At 42.3% G+C, this 18045-nt stretch carries 14 protein-coding genes; 5 read left to right on the top strand and 9 right to left on the bottom strand.

What is annotated here, in order from left to right:
• Positions 1-10: 10 nt before the first annotated feature.
• Positions 11-421: a hypothetical protein gene (locus GT641_RS06540; protein ID WP_008401707.1), complete on the top strand. Its 411-nt coding sequence runs from the start codon at positions 11-13 to the stop codon at positions 419-421.
• Between the two features lie 101 nt (positions 422-522).
• Here the strand turns inward: GT641_RS06540 and GT641_RS06535 are convergent, their stop codons facing one another.
• Together GT641_RS06535 and GT641_RS06530 are read right to left on the bottom strand one after the other, a co-directional pair.
• On the bottom strand, positions 523-2046 hold the full coding sequence (locus tag GT641_RS06535) for an aminoacyl-histidine dipeptidase (RefSeq protein WP_161117119.1): 1524 nt from the start codon (positions 2044-2046) through the stop codon (positions 523-525).
• An 80-nt stretch (positions 2047-2126) separates the two neighbouring features.
• Positions 2127-2873, bottom strand: coding sequence for an AraC family transcriptional regulator (locus tag GT641_RS06530; protein WP_008401709.1), 747 nt, complete (start codon positions 2871-2873; stop codon positions 2127-2129).
• Positions 2874-3085: 212 nt separating this feature from the next.
• Here GT641_RS06530 and GT641_RS06525 point away from each other — a divergent pair, with 212 nt between their 5' ends.
• The gene (locus GT641_RS06525; RefSeq protein WP_161117118.1) at positions 3086-6541 is read left to right on the top strand and encodes a carbohydrate binding domain-containing protein; all 3456 of its coding nucleotides are present in this window, start codon (positions 3086-3088) and stop codon (positions 6539-6541) included.
• Positions 6542-6636: 95 nt separating this feature from the next.
• Here GT641_RS06525 and GT641_RS06520 read toward each other — a convergent pair whose 3' ends face one another.
• Positions 6637-7521: a YitT family protein gene (locus GT641_RS06520; RefSeq protein ID WP_161117117.1), complete on the bottom strand. Its 885-nt coding sequence runs from the start codon at positions 7519-7521 to the stop codon at positions 6637-6639.
• A 193-nt stretch (positions 7522-7714) separates the two neighbouring features.
• On the opposite strand from GT641_RS06520, the gene GT641_RS06515 reads away from it, so the two are divergent.
• The 3 genes from GT641_RS06515 (at position 7715) to GT641_RS06505 (ending at position 10573) form a co-directional block, all read left to right on the top strand.
• Positions 7715-8749, top strand: a complete 1035-nt coding sequence (locus GT641_RS06515) for an alpha/beta hydrolase (RefSeq protein WP_161117116.1) — start codon at positions 7715-7717, stop codon at positions 8747-8749.
• Positions 8750-8828: 79 nt separating this feature from the next.
• Positions 8829-9662: an Mrp/NBP35 family ATP-binding protein gene (locus GT641_RS06510; RefSeq protein ID WP_161117115.1), complete on the top strand. Its 834-nt coding sequence runs from the start codon at positions 8829-8831 to the stop codon at positions 9660-9662.
• Positions 9659-10573, top strand: coding sequence for a radical SAM protein (locus GT641_RS06505; RefSeq protein WP_161117114.1), 915 nt, complete (start codon positions 9659-9661; stop codon positions 10571-10573). The genes GT641_RS06510 and GT641_RS06505 overlap by 4 nt, the downstream gene beginning before the upstream one ends.
• A 14-nt stretch (positions 10574-10587) precedes the next feature.
• Here the strand turns inward: GT641_RS06505 and GT641_RS06500 are convergent, their stop codons facing one another.
• The 6 genes from GT641_RS06500 to trpD form a co-directional block, all read right to left on the bottom strand.
• On the bottom strand, positions 10588-11790 hold the full coding sequence (locus GT641_RS06500) for a DHHW family protein (protein ID WP_161117113.1): 1203 nt from the start codon (positions 11788-11790) through the stop codon (positions 10588-10590).
• Positions 11791-11958: 168 nt separating this feature from the next.
• On the bottom strand, positions 11959-13386 hold the full coding sequence (locus GT641_RS06495; protein ID WP_161117112.1) for an MBOAT family protein: 1428 nt from the start codon (positions 13384-13386) through the stop codon (positions 11959-11961).
• Between the two features lie 460 nt (positions 13387-13846).
• The gene (gene trpA, locus GT641_RS06490) at positions 13847-14617 is read right to left on the bottom strand and encodes a tryptophan synthase subunit alpha (RefSeq protein WP_161117111.1); all 771 of its coding nucleotides are present in this window, start codon (positions 14615-14617) and stop codon (positions 13847-13849) included.
• On the bottom strand, positions 14610-15794 hold the full coding sequence (gene trpB / locus GT641_RS06485; protein WP_161117110.1) for a tryptophan synthase subunit beta: 1185 nt from the start codon (positions 15792-15794) through the stop codon (positions 14610-14612). Before trpB ends, trpA begins: the two co-directional genes overlap by 8 nt.
• 94 nt (positions 15795-15888) lie before the next feature.
• Positions 15889-16719, bottom strand: a complete 831-nt coding sequence (trpC, locus tag GT641_RS06480) for an indole-3-glycerol phosphate synthase TrpC (protein WP_161117109.1) — start codon at positions 16717-16719, stop codon at positions 15889-15891.
• A 70-nt stretch (positions 16720-16789) separates the two neighbouring features.
• Entirely contained in the window at positions 16790-17800 is a 1011-nt protein-coding gene (trpD, locus tag GT641_RS06475; RefSeq protein ID WP_161117108.1) for an anthranilate phosphoribosyltransferase, read from the bottom strand.
• Positions 17801-18045: the final 245 nt, after the last annotated feature.

Genomic DNA, 18045 nt, shown 5'->3' with positions numbered 1-18045 from the left:
GAGGGTAATTATGAAAATGAAGGTAAAGATTCTTGTTATAGCATTAATGGCAATATTTTGTATAGCTCCTACGAGTGTTCCAAAGGCAGAGGCGGCTGGAACTTTAAAGACAATGTATGTACATCCATCTATCTGGAGCGTTCATGGTATATATACAAAAACATCAACAGGAAAAATAGTGTATGCAAAGAATGCATCTGGATTTGGTAAAATGGAGTACTGTTATGGACAAGTCCGTTCTAATATATCAGGTAGTTGGGCGGCATATTCATCATCAATTAAGTTATACAAGAACAATAAAAACACTACAATGAATCTTACTAACACAATAGATAAGAATAAAAGTGTTAGTTTGAGGGTTGTAGGGCTTGGAAGCAGTCAAACAAGTGATGACAAACAACAAATAACATTTATATACTAAGTAAGATAAAATATTATTAATTTCTCTCAGATTCTTTTATGATAAGAGCTGACACGATAACAATAGAATTGTTAGGTGTCAGCTCCTTTTTTTAAGATATATTATTTCAATTCTTTCAATATCTTTAAGGTATATTCCCATGTTCTGCGGACACTTTCAACGTTCATGGATTCATTGGTTGTGTGGATATCATCCATATCCGGTCCGAAGGATACACAGTCGAGCCCCGGCAGTTTCGACGCAAAGATTCCACATTCTACACCGGCATGGAGTGCCTGTATCACAGGTTCTTTTCCATATTGCTGTTTAAATATTTTTACCATCAGATCGCGAAGAGGAGACACCTCCCGGTATTCCCATGCAGGATAATCTCCGGTTATTGTCAGTGTTCCGCCTGCAAGAGTGGCGAGAGATTTCAGGCTGTTAAGCAGAGCATCTTTTTCACTTCCGATACTGCTTCGGACGGAGCTTTTAAAAGATACTATGCCATTTGTTGATTGATCGTCTGGTTTGATCGTTGACAGGATACCGAGGTTCAGGGAAGTCTGAACCAGTCCTGCGATATCTTTGCTCATTTTCCGGACACCATTTGGATAAGTCATTAAGACATCGATCACGGTATGGGTAGATGTATCCGTCATTGTGGCTGCCGGAAGATCAACAGGCTCTAAGGTGATACAGATATCCGGGTCTGTATGGGTGTATTCATGACGGATGATCTGATTCCATTTGGAGATGAGATCCTGAAGGCTTGAGTGCACAGAATTTGCTGGAATATTTGCATGGTCTGGTGTGTTTATGTCAGACATATCGGTATCAGAAAAGATAACGACAGCTTCTGCATCGGTCGGGATGGCGTTATCTTTTAAACCGCCGGAGAGCGTGGATAATTTCATATCAAAATCATTTGCAAGTGCGTTCAGAACACGTCCCAGCACCTTGCTGGCATTTGCACTTTGCTTGTTGATCTCGACACCGGAATGACCGCCACAGGCATGTGAGACAGAGAGTTTATAGGCCGATGCCTTTTCGTTCGTATTTTCCCATATAACGGGGATCTGAACATCTGCGGTTGCGCCGCCTGCACAACTGACAAGCAGATAGCCTTCGTCTTCAGAATCAAGATTTAACATGATACGGGATGAGAGTGGCGAACAGTCAAGAGTCGCCGCACCGAGCATGCCGATCTCCTCATCAACCGTGAAGACTGCTTCCAGTGGTGGATGTGGGATATCGTGAGAGTCGAGTATTGCAAGTGCAAATGCGACAGCGATTCCATCATCACCGCCAAGGGTCGTGCCTTCTGCGCTGATAATGCCGTTTTCCAATTTGAGTTTCAGACCGTCGGTATCCATATTGATCGGGCAGTCCTTTTCTTTCACAGCGACCATGTCCATATGTCCCTGCAGCATGACAGGGGCAGAAGTCTCATAGCCGGAGGTTCCCGGCTTGAAGATAATGACATTGTTGGAAGCATCTTTGATATATTTCAGTTCATGCGCTTCGGCAAATGCTGTCAGATAATTACTGATCGCATCGGTGTGACCGGAGCCATGTGGGATGGAGCAGATCTCTTCAAAATAATGGAATACATTTTGTGGTTCTATAGATGATAATACAGACATATGTGCCTCCTTGAAATAAGCTTACAATATAAAATGTGCATATCCAGTATAACACAAGATATGCACAGATAGTTGTTGTATTATTTTCCAAGGGCAGTTGTTCGTAAAAAAGATTCCTGATATTTTCTTGGAGTGACTCCAGTTGTCTTTCGAAATACTTCTGTAAAATAACTCTGGCTGGGAAATGCCAGAATTGATGCAATTTCAGAAGGCGAGAAATCAGAATAAAGTAACATATTTTTCGCTGTTTCAATTTTTTTATCACGAATATAGTTGCTGATTGTCTGACCGGTTTCCTTTTTAAAAAGCCGGGATAGATAGGAGATATTTAATCCTGTCAGCTTAGCAAGTTGTTCTGCTGTGATATGGGTATGAAGATGATCATAGATATAATCCAGACAGACAGCAATATGGAGTGATGATATTTTGGATTTTCGAAGGTTTCGCATTCGTTTCGCATAATCCATACACATGGCAGGATGAAGTGCTGCAACTTCCTCTGGCGTTTTGCAACGGTCCGCTTTTTGGATATAGAAATCGCTCAGACTGTAGGCATTTGACAATTCCATACCACCTTCAATGCAGTAACGTGCAATAATTGCTGTTGTAATGACATAATGGTATTTTATGTTTTGAAGATAGTGGTCGGACAAGGTGCCTAATCCTTCTTTATCTAATAAGGATTCCTGACACAGCTGTTTAACCTTTGCTACATCTCCTTCTTTTATCGCTGCATAAAAGGAAACCTCCGGATTGTATGGAGCCCGCAGAAGATTATTTTCCCTTTGAACAAATTCTCGGTATACAAGTTCTTTTTTTAGTTGCATATCCTATCCCCATTCGTATAAAGCAGTCATAAGACTATATAGTAAATATGACAGATAAAACAAAATGACTATTAGTAAATTTGTATAAATTGTATCATAAAACATGGCTATGGTCAATAAAACGATATAAAAGTAATATAAACGATATAAAGAAAACTGTAATCTTCTTATACTATTTGCATAATAAAAATCTATACGGGAGGTATGTATTTATGAAAAATGCAAAAAAGATTATTGCTTTTTTAATGGCTCTTACTCTTTTGGTAAGCACCATCCAGATGCCGGTTATGGCTGCAACAACAAAAAAAGCAACAATCAAGATGGTATCGATTGTAAAGCCTGAGACAAAAACACTTGTTTTAAAAGCAAAAAAATCATACCAGTTGAAAACAAAAGTAACTGTAAATGGAAAAATCAGTAAAAAGGTAACCTATGAATCTTCAAATAAGAAGGTTGCTACGGTAAGTAAAACCGGTAAAATCAAAGCACTGAAAAAGGGAAAAGCAACTATAACAGTAAGAAGCAAGGTGAATAAGAAGAAAAAGACAACTTTGAAGGTTATTGTTGGAACACCTGTTAAATCTGTAAAGCTCAATAAAAGCAAGGTGAAAACACAGGTTGGCAAGAAGGTAAAATTAAAAGCAACAGTTTCACCTAAAAAATCCAGTGTAAAGGGTGTAAAGTTTACTTCAAGCAATAAGAAGGTTGCAACAGTAAGTAAGAAGGGTGTTGTTACATGTAAGAAGGCTGGAACGGTTACAATTACAGCTACGGCTAAAGATGGCAGCGGAAAGAAGGCAAAATGTAAAATTACTATTAAAAAGAAGACCACCAAGCCATCCAATAAACCAGAAACCCCAAACAAGCCGGAGACCCCAAATAAGCCGGAGACACCAAACAAGCCGGAGACACCAAACAAGCCGGAGACACCAAACAAGCCAGAGACCCCAAATAAGCCGGACGACAAAGACAACAAGCTTTCTTATGATGGATATAATCTGAAATGGGAAGATGACTTTGATGGTGATGCGTTAAATGAGGATGACTGGAATTATGAAGAGCATGCACCAGGATGGGTAAACAGTGAATTACAGGCATATGTAAAGTCTGATCAGAATGTATATGTAAAGGATGGAAAGCTGGTTATCCAGCCTGTCAAGACAAAGAATGAAGATGGCACATATTCTATTACTTCAGGTAGAATCAATACACAGGGTAAGCATGATTTTACATATGGATTGTTTGAGGTAAGAGCTAAGGTTCCAAGCGGAAAAGGTTTCCTTCCGGCCTTCTGGATGATGCCAACAGATGAAAATCTGTATGGACAGTGGCCAAGATGTGGAGAGATTGATGCTATGGAAGTTATGGGTCAGGAAACAAATAAGGTTTATGGTACGATTCATTATGGAAGTCCACATGCTGAAAAACAGGGGACATATACATTAGAAGATGGAAATTTTGCAGATGAATATCATACATTTTCATGCGACTGGCAGCCAGGTAAAATCACATGGTATGTAGATGGAGTAAAATATCATGAGACAAGTGACTGGTTCACAGCAGTTGAAGGTGAGACAGAGGTTGCTTATCCTGCACCATTTGATCAGCCATTTTACATGATCTTAAATCTTGCAGTTGGTGGATCATGGGTTGGATATCCGGATGATGATGCAGATTATATCAATACTCAGAGTTATAGTATTGATTATGTAAAAGTATATCAGAAGGACAGCTACAATGAAGATGTAGAAAAACCTGTTAACGAAGTAATTATCCGTGATCCGGATGCAAATGGAAACTATGTAAACAATGGAGATTTTGCTAAGACAGAAGATCTCACAGATGACATAGACTGGAAATTCCTTACCACTTTAGAAGGAGAAGGAAATGCAGTTATTAAAAACAAGGCAATTGAAATACATACAGATAAAGCCGGAACAGTTGATTACAGTATTCAGCTTGTTCAGCCATCAATTCCTGCAGAAAAAGGCGGCGAATATACAGTAACATTTGATGCATGGGCAGATGAAGCACGTACTATGAAAGTAGATGTATCTGCACCAGATCGTTCCTACAAGCGTTATCTGAATGATACGGTTGTTGACCTGAAAACAGAGAAGCAGACCTATACTTATACATACACCATGACGGATAAGCCGGATGCAAATGCACGTCTGGAGTTTAATCTTGGTGCTACAGATTCAACAGCTACTGTATACATTACAAATGTATCAATTAAAAAGACAGCACAGAAGGAAATTGATAATAGTAAAAAACCTTTATCAGATGGTAACTATATTTACAATGGTGGTTTTCAGGAAGGTAAGAATCGTCTCGGTGACTGGACTGTGACAAATAACTGCCAGGCAGTAGTTAGCGTAACAGGATTGGCAGATGGCCGTCGTCTTATGGTAAAGGCTGATACAAAGAATAAAGCGGATGTAATCCTTTCACAGGATGGTCTTCCACTTAACGTTGAGACAGAATATGCATTGAGCTTTGACGCACAGGCAGATACAGATATGCAGCTTGATGTAGTTATTGCAGGTGAAACATTTACTGCAGATGTAACAACAGACAAACAGACATTTAATTATGTATTTAAAACACCGGAAGAGTTAACTGATGCATTTAAGACGATAACATATTTCCTTGGAAATAAGGGAACGATCTATTTGGACAATGTTCGCGTTGTTGAAAATACACTGATTAAGAACGGAAGTTTTAAGGCAGGTTTCTCCGGTTACGAAGTATATGCAGAAGGCAGCACAAATGTATCTTATGTAGTCGACAGTCAGACAGAAGATTATGCAGCAGATTTTACGATTAAGGATACAGGTGCTCAGGACTGGATGATCCAGTTAAAGCAGAACAATATTAGTCTTGAAGAAGGTCAGTGGTACAGACTATCATTAAAGGCAAAATCAGATATGAACCGTAAGCTTATGGTTGCACTTCAGAGAGATGGTTCATCTGATGATGACTGGACACCATATTCAGGATCAAAGACAGTTGATCTTACAGATGAATATCAGTCTATTGTTGTTGAGTTCAAGATGAAGAACAAGAGTGATCCTAGAACAATTTTAAGTATTTCTATGGGTGCTGTAGGCGGTGTTCAGATTAAACAGCAGCATAGAATCTGTATTGATGATATTATTCTTGAGAAAATTGATGCTCCAAAGGTTGATGAGACGGAGTCAGATGTGAATCTGATCAAGAACGCAGATTTCTCAGAGGGAGACAATGGACTTTCAAACTGGGAAGGTGGCATTATGGGTGATGCTGTTGGAACACAGACAGTTGATAAGGGTGTTATCACTTATGAATTATCAGATGTTGGAACTGCTGACTGGAATGTACAGTTGAAGCAGATGGGACTGGCATTGGAAAATGGAAAGACCTATGAAGCAAGTATTACTTTAAAGTCAACCGAAGCAAGAACGGTATTATTGAATTTCATGAGCAACTCTTATAAATGGTATGGTGGAGAAACAATTGTTCTTCCAAAGAATGAAGAGGTTGTAAAAACCATTACATTCACAATGAATGAAGAGACAGATACTGATGCTGGATTCTTCCTCTCTATGGGTAAGATTGCGGATGTTGATACTCCTGCATCTACAATCACAGTATCAAATATCTCTTTAAAAAAGCTTGCTGAATAATTCGCAGGCAGATAAACACATAAGTATTTGCACAAGGCAGGCATCGGTATTGTTACCGGTGCCTGTTTCTGGTACGCAGATAAATTATTGAGATATTATTGCTTGTTAAAGCTGTAAACTTCGGCAATCTCACTGATGGAGACATAGGCTTTATCGTCAAGTTCATGGACAATATTCTTCATCTTTCCAATCTGGAAACGGTTTACAACAATGTAGATCATGGTCTTTTCCTGATCTGAATAGAAGCCCTTTGCATCGATCGTCGTTATACCGCAGGAAAATGTATCCGAGAGTTCCTGACAGATTTCCTGTGGCTTCGTTGTAATGATATAGGCGGCTTTGGAACGGTCAATACCTTCTACGATAAAGTCGATGGTCTTAAGTGCAGCCATATATGTAACGATGGAATAAAGAGGTAAGATCCAACTGTTCAGGATGATGCCGCAGATGATGTAAAGCACTACATTATAAACCATAACAAAGGTTCCGACGGTGATGCCAAGGCGTTTGGCAAATATGATCGCAAGTGTCTCGATACCGTCCATTGCACCGCCAAAACGGATCGCAAGTCCGCTTCCCGCACCGGAGATCAGACCGCCAAAAAGTGCGCATAGAAGCAGATCGGAGCCTGCAAGTGGGGATACAAACCGGACATCGATAGGAAGGATGTCGGTAATCAACCATGCGCCCAGAGAGTAGATTGCAACAACATAGATCGCATAGATGGTGAAGGTAGATCCCTGTTTTTTCCAGCCATATAAGAACAGTGGAATATTTAAAATAATAAGGAAAACAGAAAGTGACAGGTGTTCCGGAGTGATCTGGCTTAGCAGCATGGATGTACCGGAGATGCCACTGTCGTAGAGATTAACAGGACTTAAAAATATCGTAATACCGAAGGCATTGATAAGCCCGGCAATGGTCAGCCCGAGGATATTTTTCCAGTGTAGGGAACGAAAGATGGTTTTTAGTTTATTCATATAAAAGCCTCCTGTTCTGTCATATACATTTTTTACTATGGTCAAATATTACACGAGAAAACTGTTGATTACAAGAGAATCGTGCTTAATTTAATTAAATCTTTACTGGAAGTTTATTGTTTTCTTGCATTCGTATTTGTCAGAGAGTAAGATAGAGTCATATATTATGTGATATTAGAGGAGATAGAATAACATGAAAAATGTTTCGGAAATTATAGAGCAGGGAAATAAGAATGCAGAGCTTCCGGCGTGGTTAAATATGCGGCATGCATGGAGTGCCAGTGATGCAAAGCGGGATGAAGGGCTGGCATATCCGGATAATGTAATTCAGATCAAGAATCTGGATTATAAGAAAGCGATAGACGTAAAAAAATGGAATGAATCTTTCCAGAGAGAAGATAATGAAAGAATCATTTATTATAATGATCCGGACGATGCTTTGAATCTTGATTCTGAACGTTATGCATCAAACAGTTTATTTGATATATATTATCCGGCTGAGCCGGATGCGCAGACAACATATCCGGTGATCGTCAGCGTTCATGGCGGTGGATGGTTTTATGGAGATAAAGAGCTGTATAGTTATTATTGCTGCCATCTGGCATCAAAGGGATTTGCGGTTGTAAATTTTAATTACCGACTGGCACCTCAGAATAAATATCCGGCAGCAATCGAAGATGTGGCATATCTTATCCGATATATTCATGAGAATGCAGGGGTGATTCATCTGGATATGGAAAAGTTTTATATGCTGGGGGATTCAGCAGGAGCGCAGCTTACGGCAAATTATTGCATTATTGCCGGGAATGCAGCGTATCGGAGCAAGCTGGATTTCTTTACATATGACAGACTTCCAAAGGCTGTGTGCCTGAACTGCGGAGCATATGAGATGGACAAACTGGAGGATAATATTTCTGACTGGTATATGAAGAAGGAAGATGGAAGTTATGCAGTATCTGAAGAGCAGAGAAAATTGTTTCTTTCACAGCTTGAGTATCTGACGAAAGATTTTCCACCGGCATATCTGATGTACAGTGTAAATGATAATCTGAGATTTCATACCATTTATTTGGATGGACGAATGGAGACGCTGGGTATCCGGCACGTGATCCGGTCATTTGGAGAGGAACATCCGGATAGCGGACATGTATTTCACATCAATTTGAAAAACCCGGAAGGCGTACAGTGCAATGAGGAAGAATGTGCATGGTTCCGTCAGTATGAATAAGTGCATGGCGATTCATATAGAAAGTATATGTATTTGTAAGACTTGAAAAAATATGAAATGAAATTTGGAGTATAAGAAAATGGCAGAAGGTTGTAATCATAATTGTAGTAGTTGTGGAGAGAGCTGTTCATCAAGAACTGCTCCTCAGAGTTTACTTGAAGTACCACATGAAGGAACAAAGATCAAACATATCATAGCGGTTATCAGTGGAAAAGGCGGTGTTGGAAAATCATCCGTAACAACATCCCTTGCAGTTACCTTGAATCGTCTTGGTTATAAGACGGCGGTTCTGGATGCAGATATTACCGGACCTTCGATTCCGACAGCATTTGGAATAAATGAAGAACCGGAGAGAGGCGACGATTTCCTGTATGCGGTTGAAACAAAGACCGGAATCAAGATGATGTCAATCAATCTGTTGATCGAAGATCAGACGGCACCGGTTATCTGGCGTGGTCCGATCATCGCGGGAGCAGTAAAACAGTTTTATACAGATGTTGTATGGGGAGATATTGATTATATGCTGGTTGATTGTCCGCCCGGAACCGGAGATGTACCGCTTACGGTATTCCAGTCTCTGCCTGTTGATGGCGCAGTTATTGTTACAACACCACAGGATCTGGTGTCTCTTATTGTGGAGAAGGCAGTCCGTATGGCAGACGATATGGGAATCCGTATCTTAGGTCTGGTTGAGAATATGTCTTATTTTAAATGTCCGGATTGCGGCAAAGAGCATAGCATCTTCGGTGAGAGTAAGGTAGAGGAGATACGGGATCGTTTTGGTATCGAGACGGTCGTAAAGCTTCCGATCGACCCTGCACTTGCCGGTCTGATGGATGAAGGTAAGATCGAGGATATGCCGGAATCAAAGCTGAAGGAATTCGCTCAGATGATCGTGGGAAAGATAGGATGAAACTTAGAAAACTACTGGAAAGCTGCCATCTGTGTCCGAGAAAATGTGGGGTGAACCGCATAAATGGACAGACAGGGGCATGTAATGAAACATTATCAATATCAGCCGCAAGGGCAGCACTGCATATGTGGGAGGAGCCATGTATTTCCGGAGAGAACGGATCAGGTGCGGTATTCTTTTCCGGGTGTTCGCTTGGATGTGCATACTGCCAGAATCACGATATATCCGGGGGCTTGAATGGAAAAGAGATCACGATAAAACGCTTATCGGAAATTTTCTTTGAGTTAAAAGAGCAGGGAGCCAATAATATCAATCTGGTTACGCCGGATCATTTTATTCCACAGATCATAGAGGCAATCGATATAGCAAAGGAGCAGGGGTTTGATCTTCCGTTTGTCTATAATTGCAGCGGGTATGAGGAGATCGAAGCCCTGAAGCTGTTGGATGGATACATTGACATTTACCTGCCCGATTTCAAATATATGTCGGCAGATCTGGCGGCAAGATACAGTCACGCACCGGACTATCCGGAGGTGGCGAAGCGGGCACTGGCGGAGATGGTACGACAGGTTGGAGGCGATCAGACGACATTTGACGAGGATGGCATTATGAAGCGTGGTGTTATTGTCCGTCATCTGGAGCTGCCGGGATGTATCGAGGATTCCAAGGCGGTCGTCCGTTACTTATATAAAACATATGGAAATAATATTTACATCAGCATTATGAACCAGTACACTCCGATGGAGGGTATCGGTGAGAGGTTCCCGGAACTGAACCGCAAACTGACAGAGCGGGAATATGATGAACTGGTTGATTATGCGATCTCGATCGGTGTAGAAAATGGTTTCATCCAGGAAGGAGAAACGGCATCAGAGAGTTTTATACCTCCATTTACAAATGAAGGGATATAGAGAAAGCGGGCCTTTTATAAGCCCGCTTTTATGATGTCGTTTTCATCGGAAAAAGTAATACAGTTGTATAAGAATAATACCTGATCGTAGTCTTCGACATTTACCAGATTGCTGATCGACTGATTCGTGTATCGCAGATCGATCATGGTTACAGTATCGTAGTTATTGATCAGAAACTGCATCATTGAATTCGCATAGCTGTCCTTGATCACAAGGATGGAACGCTTTCCGGAATCCGAAGTATTTGAAGCATTTCCTGCATCGGATGCTTTGTTACGGCTGATCGTTGCAACTGCAACATTCTGTCCGGTATAGGACGCGTATTTGTCTTTGACATTCAGATAGTCGTGGAAGAAGATGGAGTCATAGGAATTTTCTTTGTCAAATCCATTCGAGGTCGTCATGGATGGTGTTACACTATTATCTGCCAGAGTGTAGAAATCAATCTCATCTTTTGTAACAGACTGATCCAAAGTCTTTGAGAACAGGGTTCCCTGAAATTCTGTACTGGCGGTTTCCTTTGTAAAATCTTTCAGTTCATAAGGAGTATATCCAAGCTCTGCTCCGGCAGACTGATATGCATAGTAAGCACCAAGGGATGTCCAGTGGTGGTCGGTACGATAATAGATATACTCGCTATCATGTTCTTTTAATGTATTATATATATTGATCGGTGTCACGCCGGACAGCTCGCGATAATAGGATTCGATCATGTCTTTTTCGTCAACTGATACATTTATAACAGCTGCAGGCAGCAGGGAGTCTCCATAGATACCGACAGAGGTTGGACACAGCATGAAGTAGGTTGGAACCTCCGGATGCTTTGCAGCGAAGCTGTTAATAACAGCAAGATTTGTATGGATCTTATCAGCATTGTACGCGGCGCCGATATCATCATAATCTGAAAGCACCTGCATCATCTGATCATCCTTTGTATATACAGTTGAAATCTCTGTTTTTCCCATCAATCGTTCAGAATCATTCATGGCTGAGATCCACTGTTCCCTGCCATAGAACCGGTCAGAGAACCAGGAATCAAAACCGTTCATAAATGTCTCGTCCTTGATGGAGGAAAGACTGACGGTTGGAAATTCCGACAGATAACGATTTTCATTTTCGGAAAAAGGCGCTTTCTCTTTTGGCAGCTTAACAAGTGTCAAAATGGGAAGAGCGATGATGATACATGCAAATATGATAATTCCGATTTTTTTATGCATAAGGGCTCACCTCACAAAATTCTATAAATAGGCGTTTGCAAAACGCCATGCCAATCTCGCCTGACGGCTCGAAAAGGCTATCGCCGTATAGCATCCGAACCTCATATAGATGATTGTGAGCAAGCTCCCAACATCTATATGGGTTGCAGATGCTGCATGGCTCATTTTTTAAAAGTTGAAATACAAAAATGGGTTATAGCTTGCGTTGACAAGGTAGGCGGTGGAAAGCAGCATCAGAATCGCCATCAAAATGACGCTTCCGTAATTGCCGACAGCCGGAACTTTGTCTGCAAGCTTAGTAGCCAGCTTCTTTGGCAGATCCGTAGAACCGATGATCGCAATGATGAATAACAATCCGAAGTTCACAAGGATATATATGGTATAACTGTCGTAGAAGCTACTGCCAAAGCGGAACATCCGTCCCATATAGGAGAATGCCTGTGCGATCGTTGATGTATCAAAGAGTACCCATCCAAGCATGACGAGGACGATCGCATAAACACGTTTTATAATAGAAGGAATCTTTGTAAAGATATCCTGCTTTCCTGCTTTTGTCAGAGCAGTTGTAACCAGCTTTTCTATAATGATCAGAACACCGTACAGAGAACCCCACAGAATGAAGTTCCAGCTTGCACCATGCCAGACACCGGTTAAGAACCAGACAACTGCGGTGTTGAATATCGTACGGGCAAGTCCCTTGCGGCTTCCGCCGAGAGGAAAATATACATAGCTCTTGAACCAGCCGGAGAGGGTCATATGCCATCTGCGCCAGAATTCACTGATACTCTTCGACATATACGGATAATTGAAATTTTCCGGGAAATGGAAACCGAGCATCTTACCCAGACCGATTGCCATATCAGAATACCCGGAAAAATCAAAATAGATCTGTAAGGTATAAGCGGCAATACCAAGCCATGCGGTTGCAACCGGAAGCTCGGATAAGTCCATAGCTTTGACATTTGTCCAGACAACACCGATATTATTTGCGATCAGAACCTTCTTGCCAAGACCGACCGCAAAGCGGAGAACACCTTCCCAGATCAGGTCGATGTCGATCACACGTTCATTCAGCTCGGCAGCCACATCTTCATAACGAACGATCGGACCTGCTACGATCTGTGGGAACAACGTGACAAAGGCTGCAAAGGTGATCGGATTCTTCTGAACAGAGATGTTCTTCCGGTACAGGTCGATCGTATACGACATGGACTGGAAGGTAAAGAAGCTGATACCGATCGGAAGCAGAGAGGTCGGTGAACCATAGTGCGTTCCGAATATGTTATTAATATTTTCTATGATGAAATTGCTATATTTGAAAAAGCCAAGTAAGGACAGATTCATGACCATCGATATGATCAGTGCAAGCTTTCGAAGTGCCTGACGGTCGCCTGCCTTATAAATGACCAGACCTGCAAAATAATCGATCATTGTCGATGCGATCAGTACAAATACATAGATTGGTTCGCCCCATGCGTAGAAGAACAGACCGCTGATCAGGATGAACAGGTTCCGTAACTGCTTCGGGACAATATAATAGATAACCAGTGTAACCGGTAAAAAAATATATAAAAATGTCAAACTGGAAAAAACCATGTGATACCCCAACTAACTTCATTATTATGTCGACTTCTGTCGCCGTAACAATTATAAAGTTAACGTATGGTAGTGTCAATCGGATTAAATATTAAATATTTGTGAGAAACCGGCTAAGAAACGGGAAAATATATAGATTGTGTGCATAGTTACAATATCGGCAGGCATATACAGATATACAGCAGTATTAAGACTACAAATATAGGATTTTAAGGAGATGAGAAAAAATCAGCCCATGTGAAACTATACAATCTATATAAAAGAACTGCCTTACTAAGACATTAGCGAGGATTTCGTAATGAGATGCATATACGAGCAAATGTGGGTGCCTGTCTGAGCCTGAAAGGCGAGTTGGCACAGGAACATTTGCGAATTACGTATATGCAGATCATAGAAACCACAGCGAGTCTAAGTAAGGCAGTTCTTTTATATAGTTACATGGTTTTACATGGGTGTCCTTCTATCGGATAGCGTCCTTCATGCTTGCGACATAGTCTTTGATGTAAGGAACGCAGTCCCTGCCATATTTGGCGCAGAGCTTGACGATGGCAGAGCCGACGATCACACCGTCAGCGTGAGCAGCCATTTCCTTTGCCTGCTCCGGTGTAGAGATTCCGAAGCCGATCGCACACGGAGTATCCGTTACGGCTTTGACCAGCTTGGTCATAGCACCGATATCGGTCGTGATCTTGCTTCTTGTTCCGGTAACACCGAGAGAAGAAACACAGTAGATAAATCCATTTGCTTCCTTTGCGATCATGCTGATACGGTCGTGAGAGGTTGGTGCGATCATGGATACCAGATCCAGATCATACTTCTTACAGATACCGTCGAACTCATCCTTTTCCTCATAAGGGATATCCGGCAGGATCAGTCCGTCAATGCCGATCTCCTTACAAATGCTGATAAATTTTTCAGAGCCGTAAGAGAAGACAACATTTGCATAAGTCATAAATACCATAGGGATGGTGACTGTCTTACGGAGCTTTCTTACAAGGTCAAATACATCATTTGTCGTAACATGGTTTGCAAGTGCACGGATATTTGCACCCTGGATAACAGGTCCTTCTGCGGTTGGATCTGAGAATGGGATACCAAGCTCGATCAGGTCTGCACCTGCTTCTACCATGGCATATACGATCTGTTCTGTTGTTTTAAGATCAGGGTCACCACATGTAACAAATGGGATGAACGCCTTTCCGTTTTTGAATGCATTTTTAATATTACTCATAGAGATCCTCCCCTCTGTATCTGGCGATGGCGGCAACGTCTTTATCGCCTCGTCCTGAAATGTTAATGACCATGATCTGGTCTTTGTCCATCTGTGGTGCAAGCTTTATTGCATAGGCAACCGCATGAGCACTCTCGATCGCCGGGATAACACCCTCGATCTTGGACAGATATTCAAATGCATCAACAGCTTCGTCATCTGTAACAGCGACATATTCTGCTCTGCCGATGTCATGCAGGTATGCATGTTCCGGCCCGATTCCCGGATAGTCAAGACCTGCTGAAATAGAATAAACCGGTGCGATCTGTCCGAATTCATCCTGACAGAAGTAGGACTTCATACCATGGAAGATACCCAGTCTTCCGGTATTGATCGTTGCGGCTGTCTCAAATGTATCAATTCCACGTCCGGCTGCTTCACATCCGATCAGGCGAACGCTCTTATCCGGAATAAAGTTATAGAATGCGCCGATCGCATTGGAACCGCCGCCGACACAGGCGAGAACGGCATCCGGCAGTCTGCCTTCCTTCTCCATAAGCTGTTCCTTGATCTCCTTGCTGATAACAGCCTGAAAATCACGAACCATCTCAGGGAAAGGATAAGGTCCCATAACAGAACCCAGAACATAATGAGTATCATCGATTCTGGAAGTCCATTCACGGAAGGTTTCGGAAACGGCATCCTTTAATGTACCTGTACCGGTTTCTACCGGGTGAACCTTTGCTCCTAATAATTTCATACGGTAGACATTTAAAGCCTGACGGATGGTGTCTTCCTTGCCCATGAAGATTTCACATTCCATACCCATCATGGCAGCAACTGTAGCAGTTGCAACACCGTGCTGACCGGCTCCTGTCTCGGCGATAACTCTTGTCTTACCCATTCGTTTTGCAAGGAGCATCTGACCGATAACATTGTTGATCTTATGTGCTCCGGTATGGTTTAAGTCCTCGCGCTTCAGGTAGATCTTTGCACCGCCGAGATCCTCTGTCATTCTCTTGGCATAGTACAGACGGCTAGGTCTGCCGGCGTATTCATTTAACAGTTCTGTCAGCTCCCGGTTGAATTCCGGGTCATCTTTGTATTTCTTATATGCTTCTTCAAGCTCAAGCATGGCGTTCATCAGTGTTTCCGGTATGTACTGTCCGCCATGGATTCCAAAACGTCCTTTTGACATATATGTTTCCTCCTGTATGTGTTGTTTCTATATTATAAATATCATTAATGCTTTCAAATAAAGTTCGTTGTTCCTGCAGAAACAGGATCCGTTTCTATCCTATAGCTTCACCCCGTAACCATGCAAATGCGGCTTTCTTATCAGGGCTTCGCATAAAGGTTTCTCCGATCAATACTGCATCTGTGCCATTTCCCTTTAAACGGTCGATGTCCTCCGGTGTGCGGATGCCGCTTTCGGATACATAGACGACTGGGTTGCCGTTTATCGAATCCGGAATCAATGTCCGAAGTCTTACACTGTTCATGATGTCAACGATAAAGGTTTTCAGATCACGGTTATTCACACCGATGATATCTGCACCGATCGCGATCGCACGTCTGACTTCCTCTTCATCGTGTGCTTCTACCAGAACGGACAGGCCAAGACTTGTTGCAAGCTCGTAATAGCTTTTGAGCTGTTCGTCGGTAAGGATCGCACAGATCAGAAGGATCGCAGAGGCACCGATCACTTTTGCCTCGTAGATCATATAAGGATCGACGGTGAAATCCTTCCGCAGGATCGGAGTGGATACTGCTTCATGGATCGCTGTCAGATATTCGTTGCTTCCCTGAAAATAAAATGGTTCGGTCAGCACGGATATGGCGGATGCACCGGCGGCTTCATATTCTTTCGCAATCTCGATATATGGGAAATCCGGTGCGATCAGTCCTTTGGAAGGAGAAGCCTTTTTTACTTCGCAGATAAAGGATATTCCCGGCTTTGCCAGATTGTCACGGAAAGGAAAAACGGTATAAGGTTTTGTTCCGTTCTCTGTTTCCTTTTCTACGATTGCAAGAGCTTTTGCCTTCATTTCTTCAAATGAGATCTGCTCTTTGCATCTGGCAATCCGTTCTTTTGTTTTTGCTGCTATTTCATCTAAGATCATATATATTCCTCCATAGCGGTCCGGAGATTAAAGGTTCCGGGTCGGTTATGTGTTTTGCTTTTACAAATAATTAAGCGTTTGTTGCTGCTATAAAGTCTTCCAGCTTCTTCAGACCGCTGCCATTTGCCAGAATATCGGCTGCAAGGGCGAAGCCTTCTTCAAGTGAGATCCGGTTTGTGATATGCAAAGCCGCACCGGCATTTAAGATAACGGCTGTACGCTTGCCATCTGTGATCTTGCCGGATAAGATATCCTTTGTGATCTGTGCATTTTCTTCCGGTGTACCACCGACCAGTTCGGCTTTGTCACAGAGGGTGAAGCCGTATGCGGTTGGGTCTAAGGTATAGGTGTTAAATGTGCCATCGTTGAATTCACATACAGTTGTTGTTGTAACCGCTGAGATTTCATCCAGACCGTCGTTTCCATGAACGACCATACCACGTTTTACACCGAGGTTGCTGAGTACTTTTGCAAGCGAATCAACGAGGGAGGCATCATAGACACCGAGTAACTGAAGATTTGCTTTTGCTGGATTTGCAAGAGGTCCTAAGATATTGAATACTGTAGGAATCTTGATCTCTTTTCTTGGAGCGCCGACAAATCGCATTGCTGTGTGATATTTCTGTGCAAATAAGAAGCAGGTACCAAGATCCTTCAGACAGGCTTCGCTGACTTTACAGTCTGCTGCGATGTTGACGCCAAGGGCTTCCAGGCAGTCGGCTGTTCCGCATTTGCTGGATGCTGCACGGTTGCCATGCTTTGCCACCTTACCACCGCCTGCGGCTGTTACTAATGAGGAAACAGTTGAGATGTTAAAGGTTCCTGCGCAGTCTCCACCGGTTCCTACGATGTCGATCTCCTCATCGACACCCGGTGTAAATTCACCACAGTGTTTTCTCATGATCTCAGCAAATGCTGTGATCTCATCGATCGTTTCACCTTTAATATGAAGTGCTGTTAAGAAGCTTCCGATCTGTGCCTGTGTTGCTTCTCCACTCATAATTTCATCCATAACGGCCGCAGCCATATCCTTATCAAGATCCTTACCATTAACAACTGCTGCGATTGCTTCTATAATCATATTCATTTCCTCCTTTAATGTATGTTCTAATAAACATTTGCGAATCCTATAAAGTATATTCATGATTAAACATTCTGACTTGCCAAAACAGTGGCATTTGAGACCGCCGGTACTCACATTTCGTACTTAGTGAGTGCTTGCACGAGCTTAGAACGAAAGCGCACCCCTGTGGTGTGATGGTGCATTAGCAGCATCTTAGTACCGCTGCAGGGGTAACTGAGACCTTAGCGAGGCTTAAGCCGAGG

This window comes from Clostridium sp. BIOML-A1 (genome assembly GCF_009874105.1).
Lineage (GTDB): Bacteria > Bacillota > Clostridia > Lachnospirales > Lachnospiraceae > Coprococcus.
This window is presented reverse-complemented; position numbering and strand designations above follow the sequence as displayed.

Excerpts from the sequence above, each read along its gene's own strand:
- GT641_RS06530 (WP_008401709.1), bottom strand. The coding sequence starts at position 2,873 with ATGCAACTAAAAAAAGAACTTGTATACCGAGAATTTGTTCAAAGGGAA.
- GT641_RS06505 (WP_161117114.1), top strand. The coding sequence starts at position 9,659 with ATGAAACTTAGAAAACTACTGGAAAGCTGCCATCTGTGTCCGAGAAAA.
- GT641_RS06520 (WP_161117117.1), bottom strand. The coding sequence starts at position 7,521 with ATGAATAAACTAAAAACCATCTTTCGTTCCCTACACTGGAAAAATATC.
- GT641_RS06515 (WP_161117116.1), top strand. The coding sequence starts at position 7,715 with ATGAAAAATGTTTCGGAAATTATAGAGCAGGGAAATAAGAATGCAGAG.
- trpB (WP_161117110.1), bottom strand. The coding sequence starts at position 15,794 with ATGTCAAAAGGACGTTTTGGAATCCATGGCGGACAGTACATACCGGAA.
- trpC (WP_161117109.1), bottom strand. The coding sequence starts at position 16,719 with ATGATCTTAGATGAAATAGCAGCAAAAACAAAAGAACGGATTGCCAGA.
- GT641_RS06540 (WP_008401707.1), top strand. The coding sequence starts at position 11 with ATGAAAATGAAGGTAAAGATTCTTGTTATAGCATTAATGGCAATATTT.
- GT641_RS06510 (WP_161117115.1), top strand. The coding sequence starts at position 8,829 with ATGGCAGAAGGTTGTAATCATAATTGTAGTAGTTGTGGAGAGAGCTGT.
- GT641_RS06525 (WP_161117118.1), top strand. The coding sequence starts at position 3,086 with ATGAAAAATGCAAAAAAGATTATTGCTTTTTTAATGGCTCTTACTCTT.
- GT641_RS06495 (WP_161117112.1), bottom strand. The coding sequence starts at position 13,386 with ATGGTTTTTTCCAGTTTGACATTTTTATATATTTTTTTACCGGTTACA.
- trpD (WP_161117108.1), bottom strand. The coding sequence starts at position 17,800 with ATGATTATAGAAGCAATCGCAGCAGTTGTTAATGGTAAGGATCTTGAT.
- trpA (WP_161117111.1), bottom strand. The coding sequence starts at position 14,617 with ATGAGTAATATTAAAAATGCATTCAAAAACGGAAAGGCGTTCATCCCA.
- GT641_RS06535 (WP_161117119.1), bottom strand. The coding sequence starts at position 2,046 with ATGTCTGTATTATCATCTATAGAACCACAAAATGTATTCCATTATTTT.
- GT641_RS06500 (WP_161117113.1), bottom strand. The coding sequence starts at position 11,790 with ATGCATAAAAAAATCGGAATTATCATATTTGCATGTATCATCATCGCT.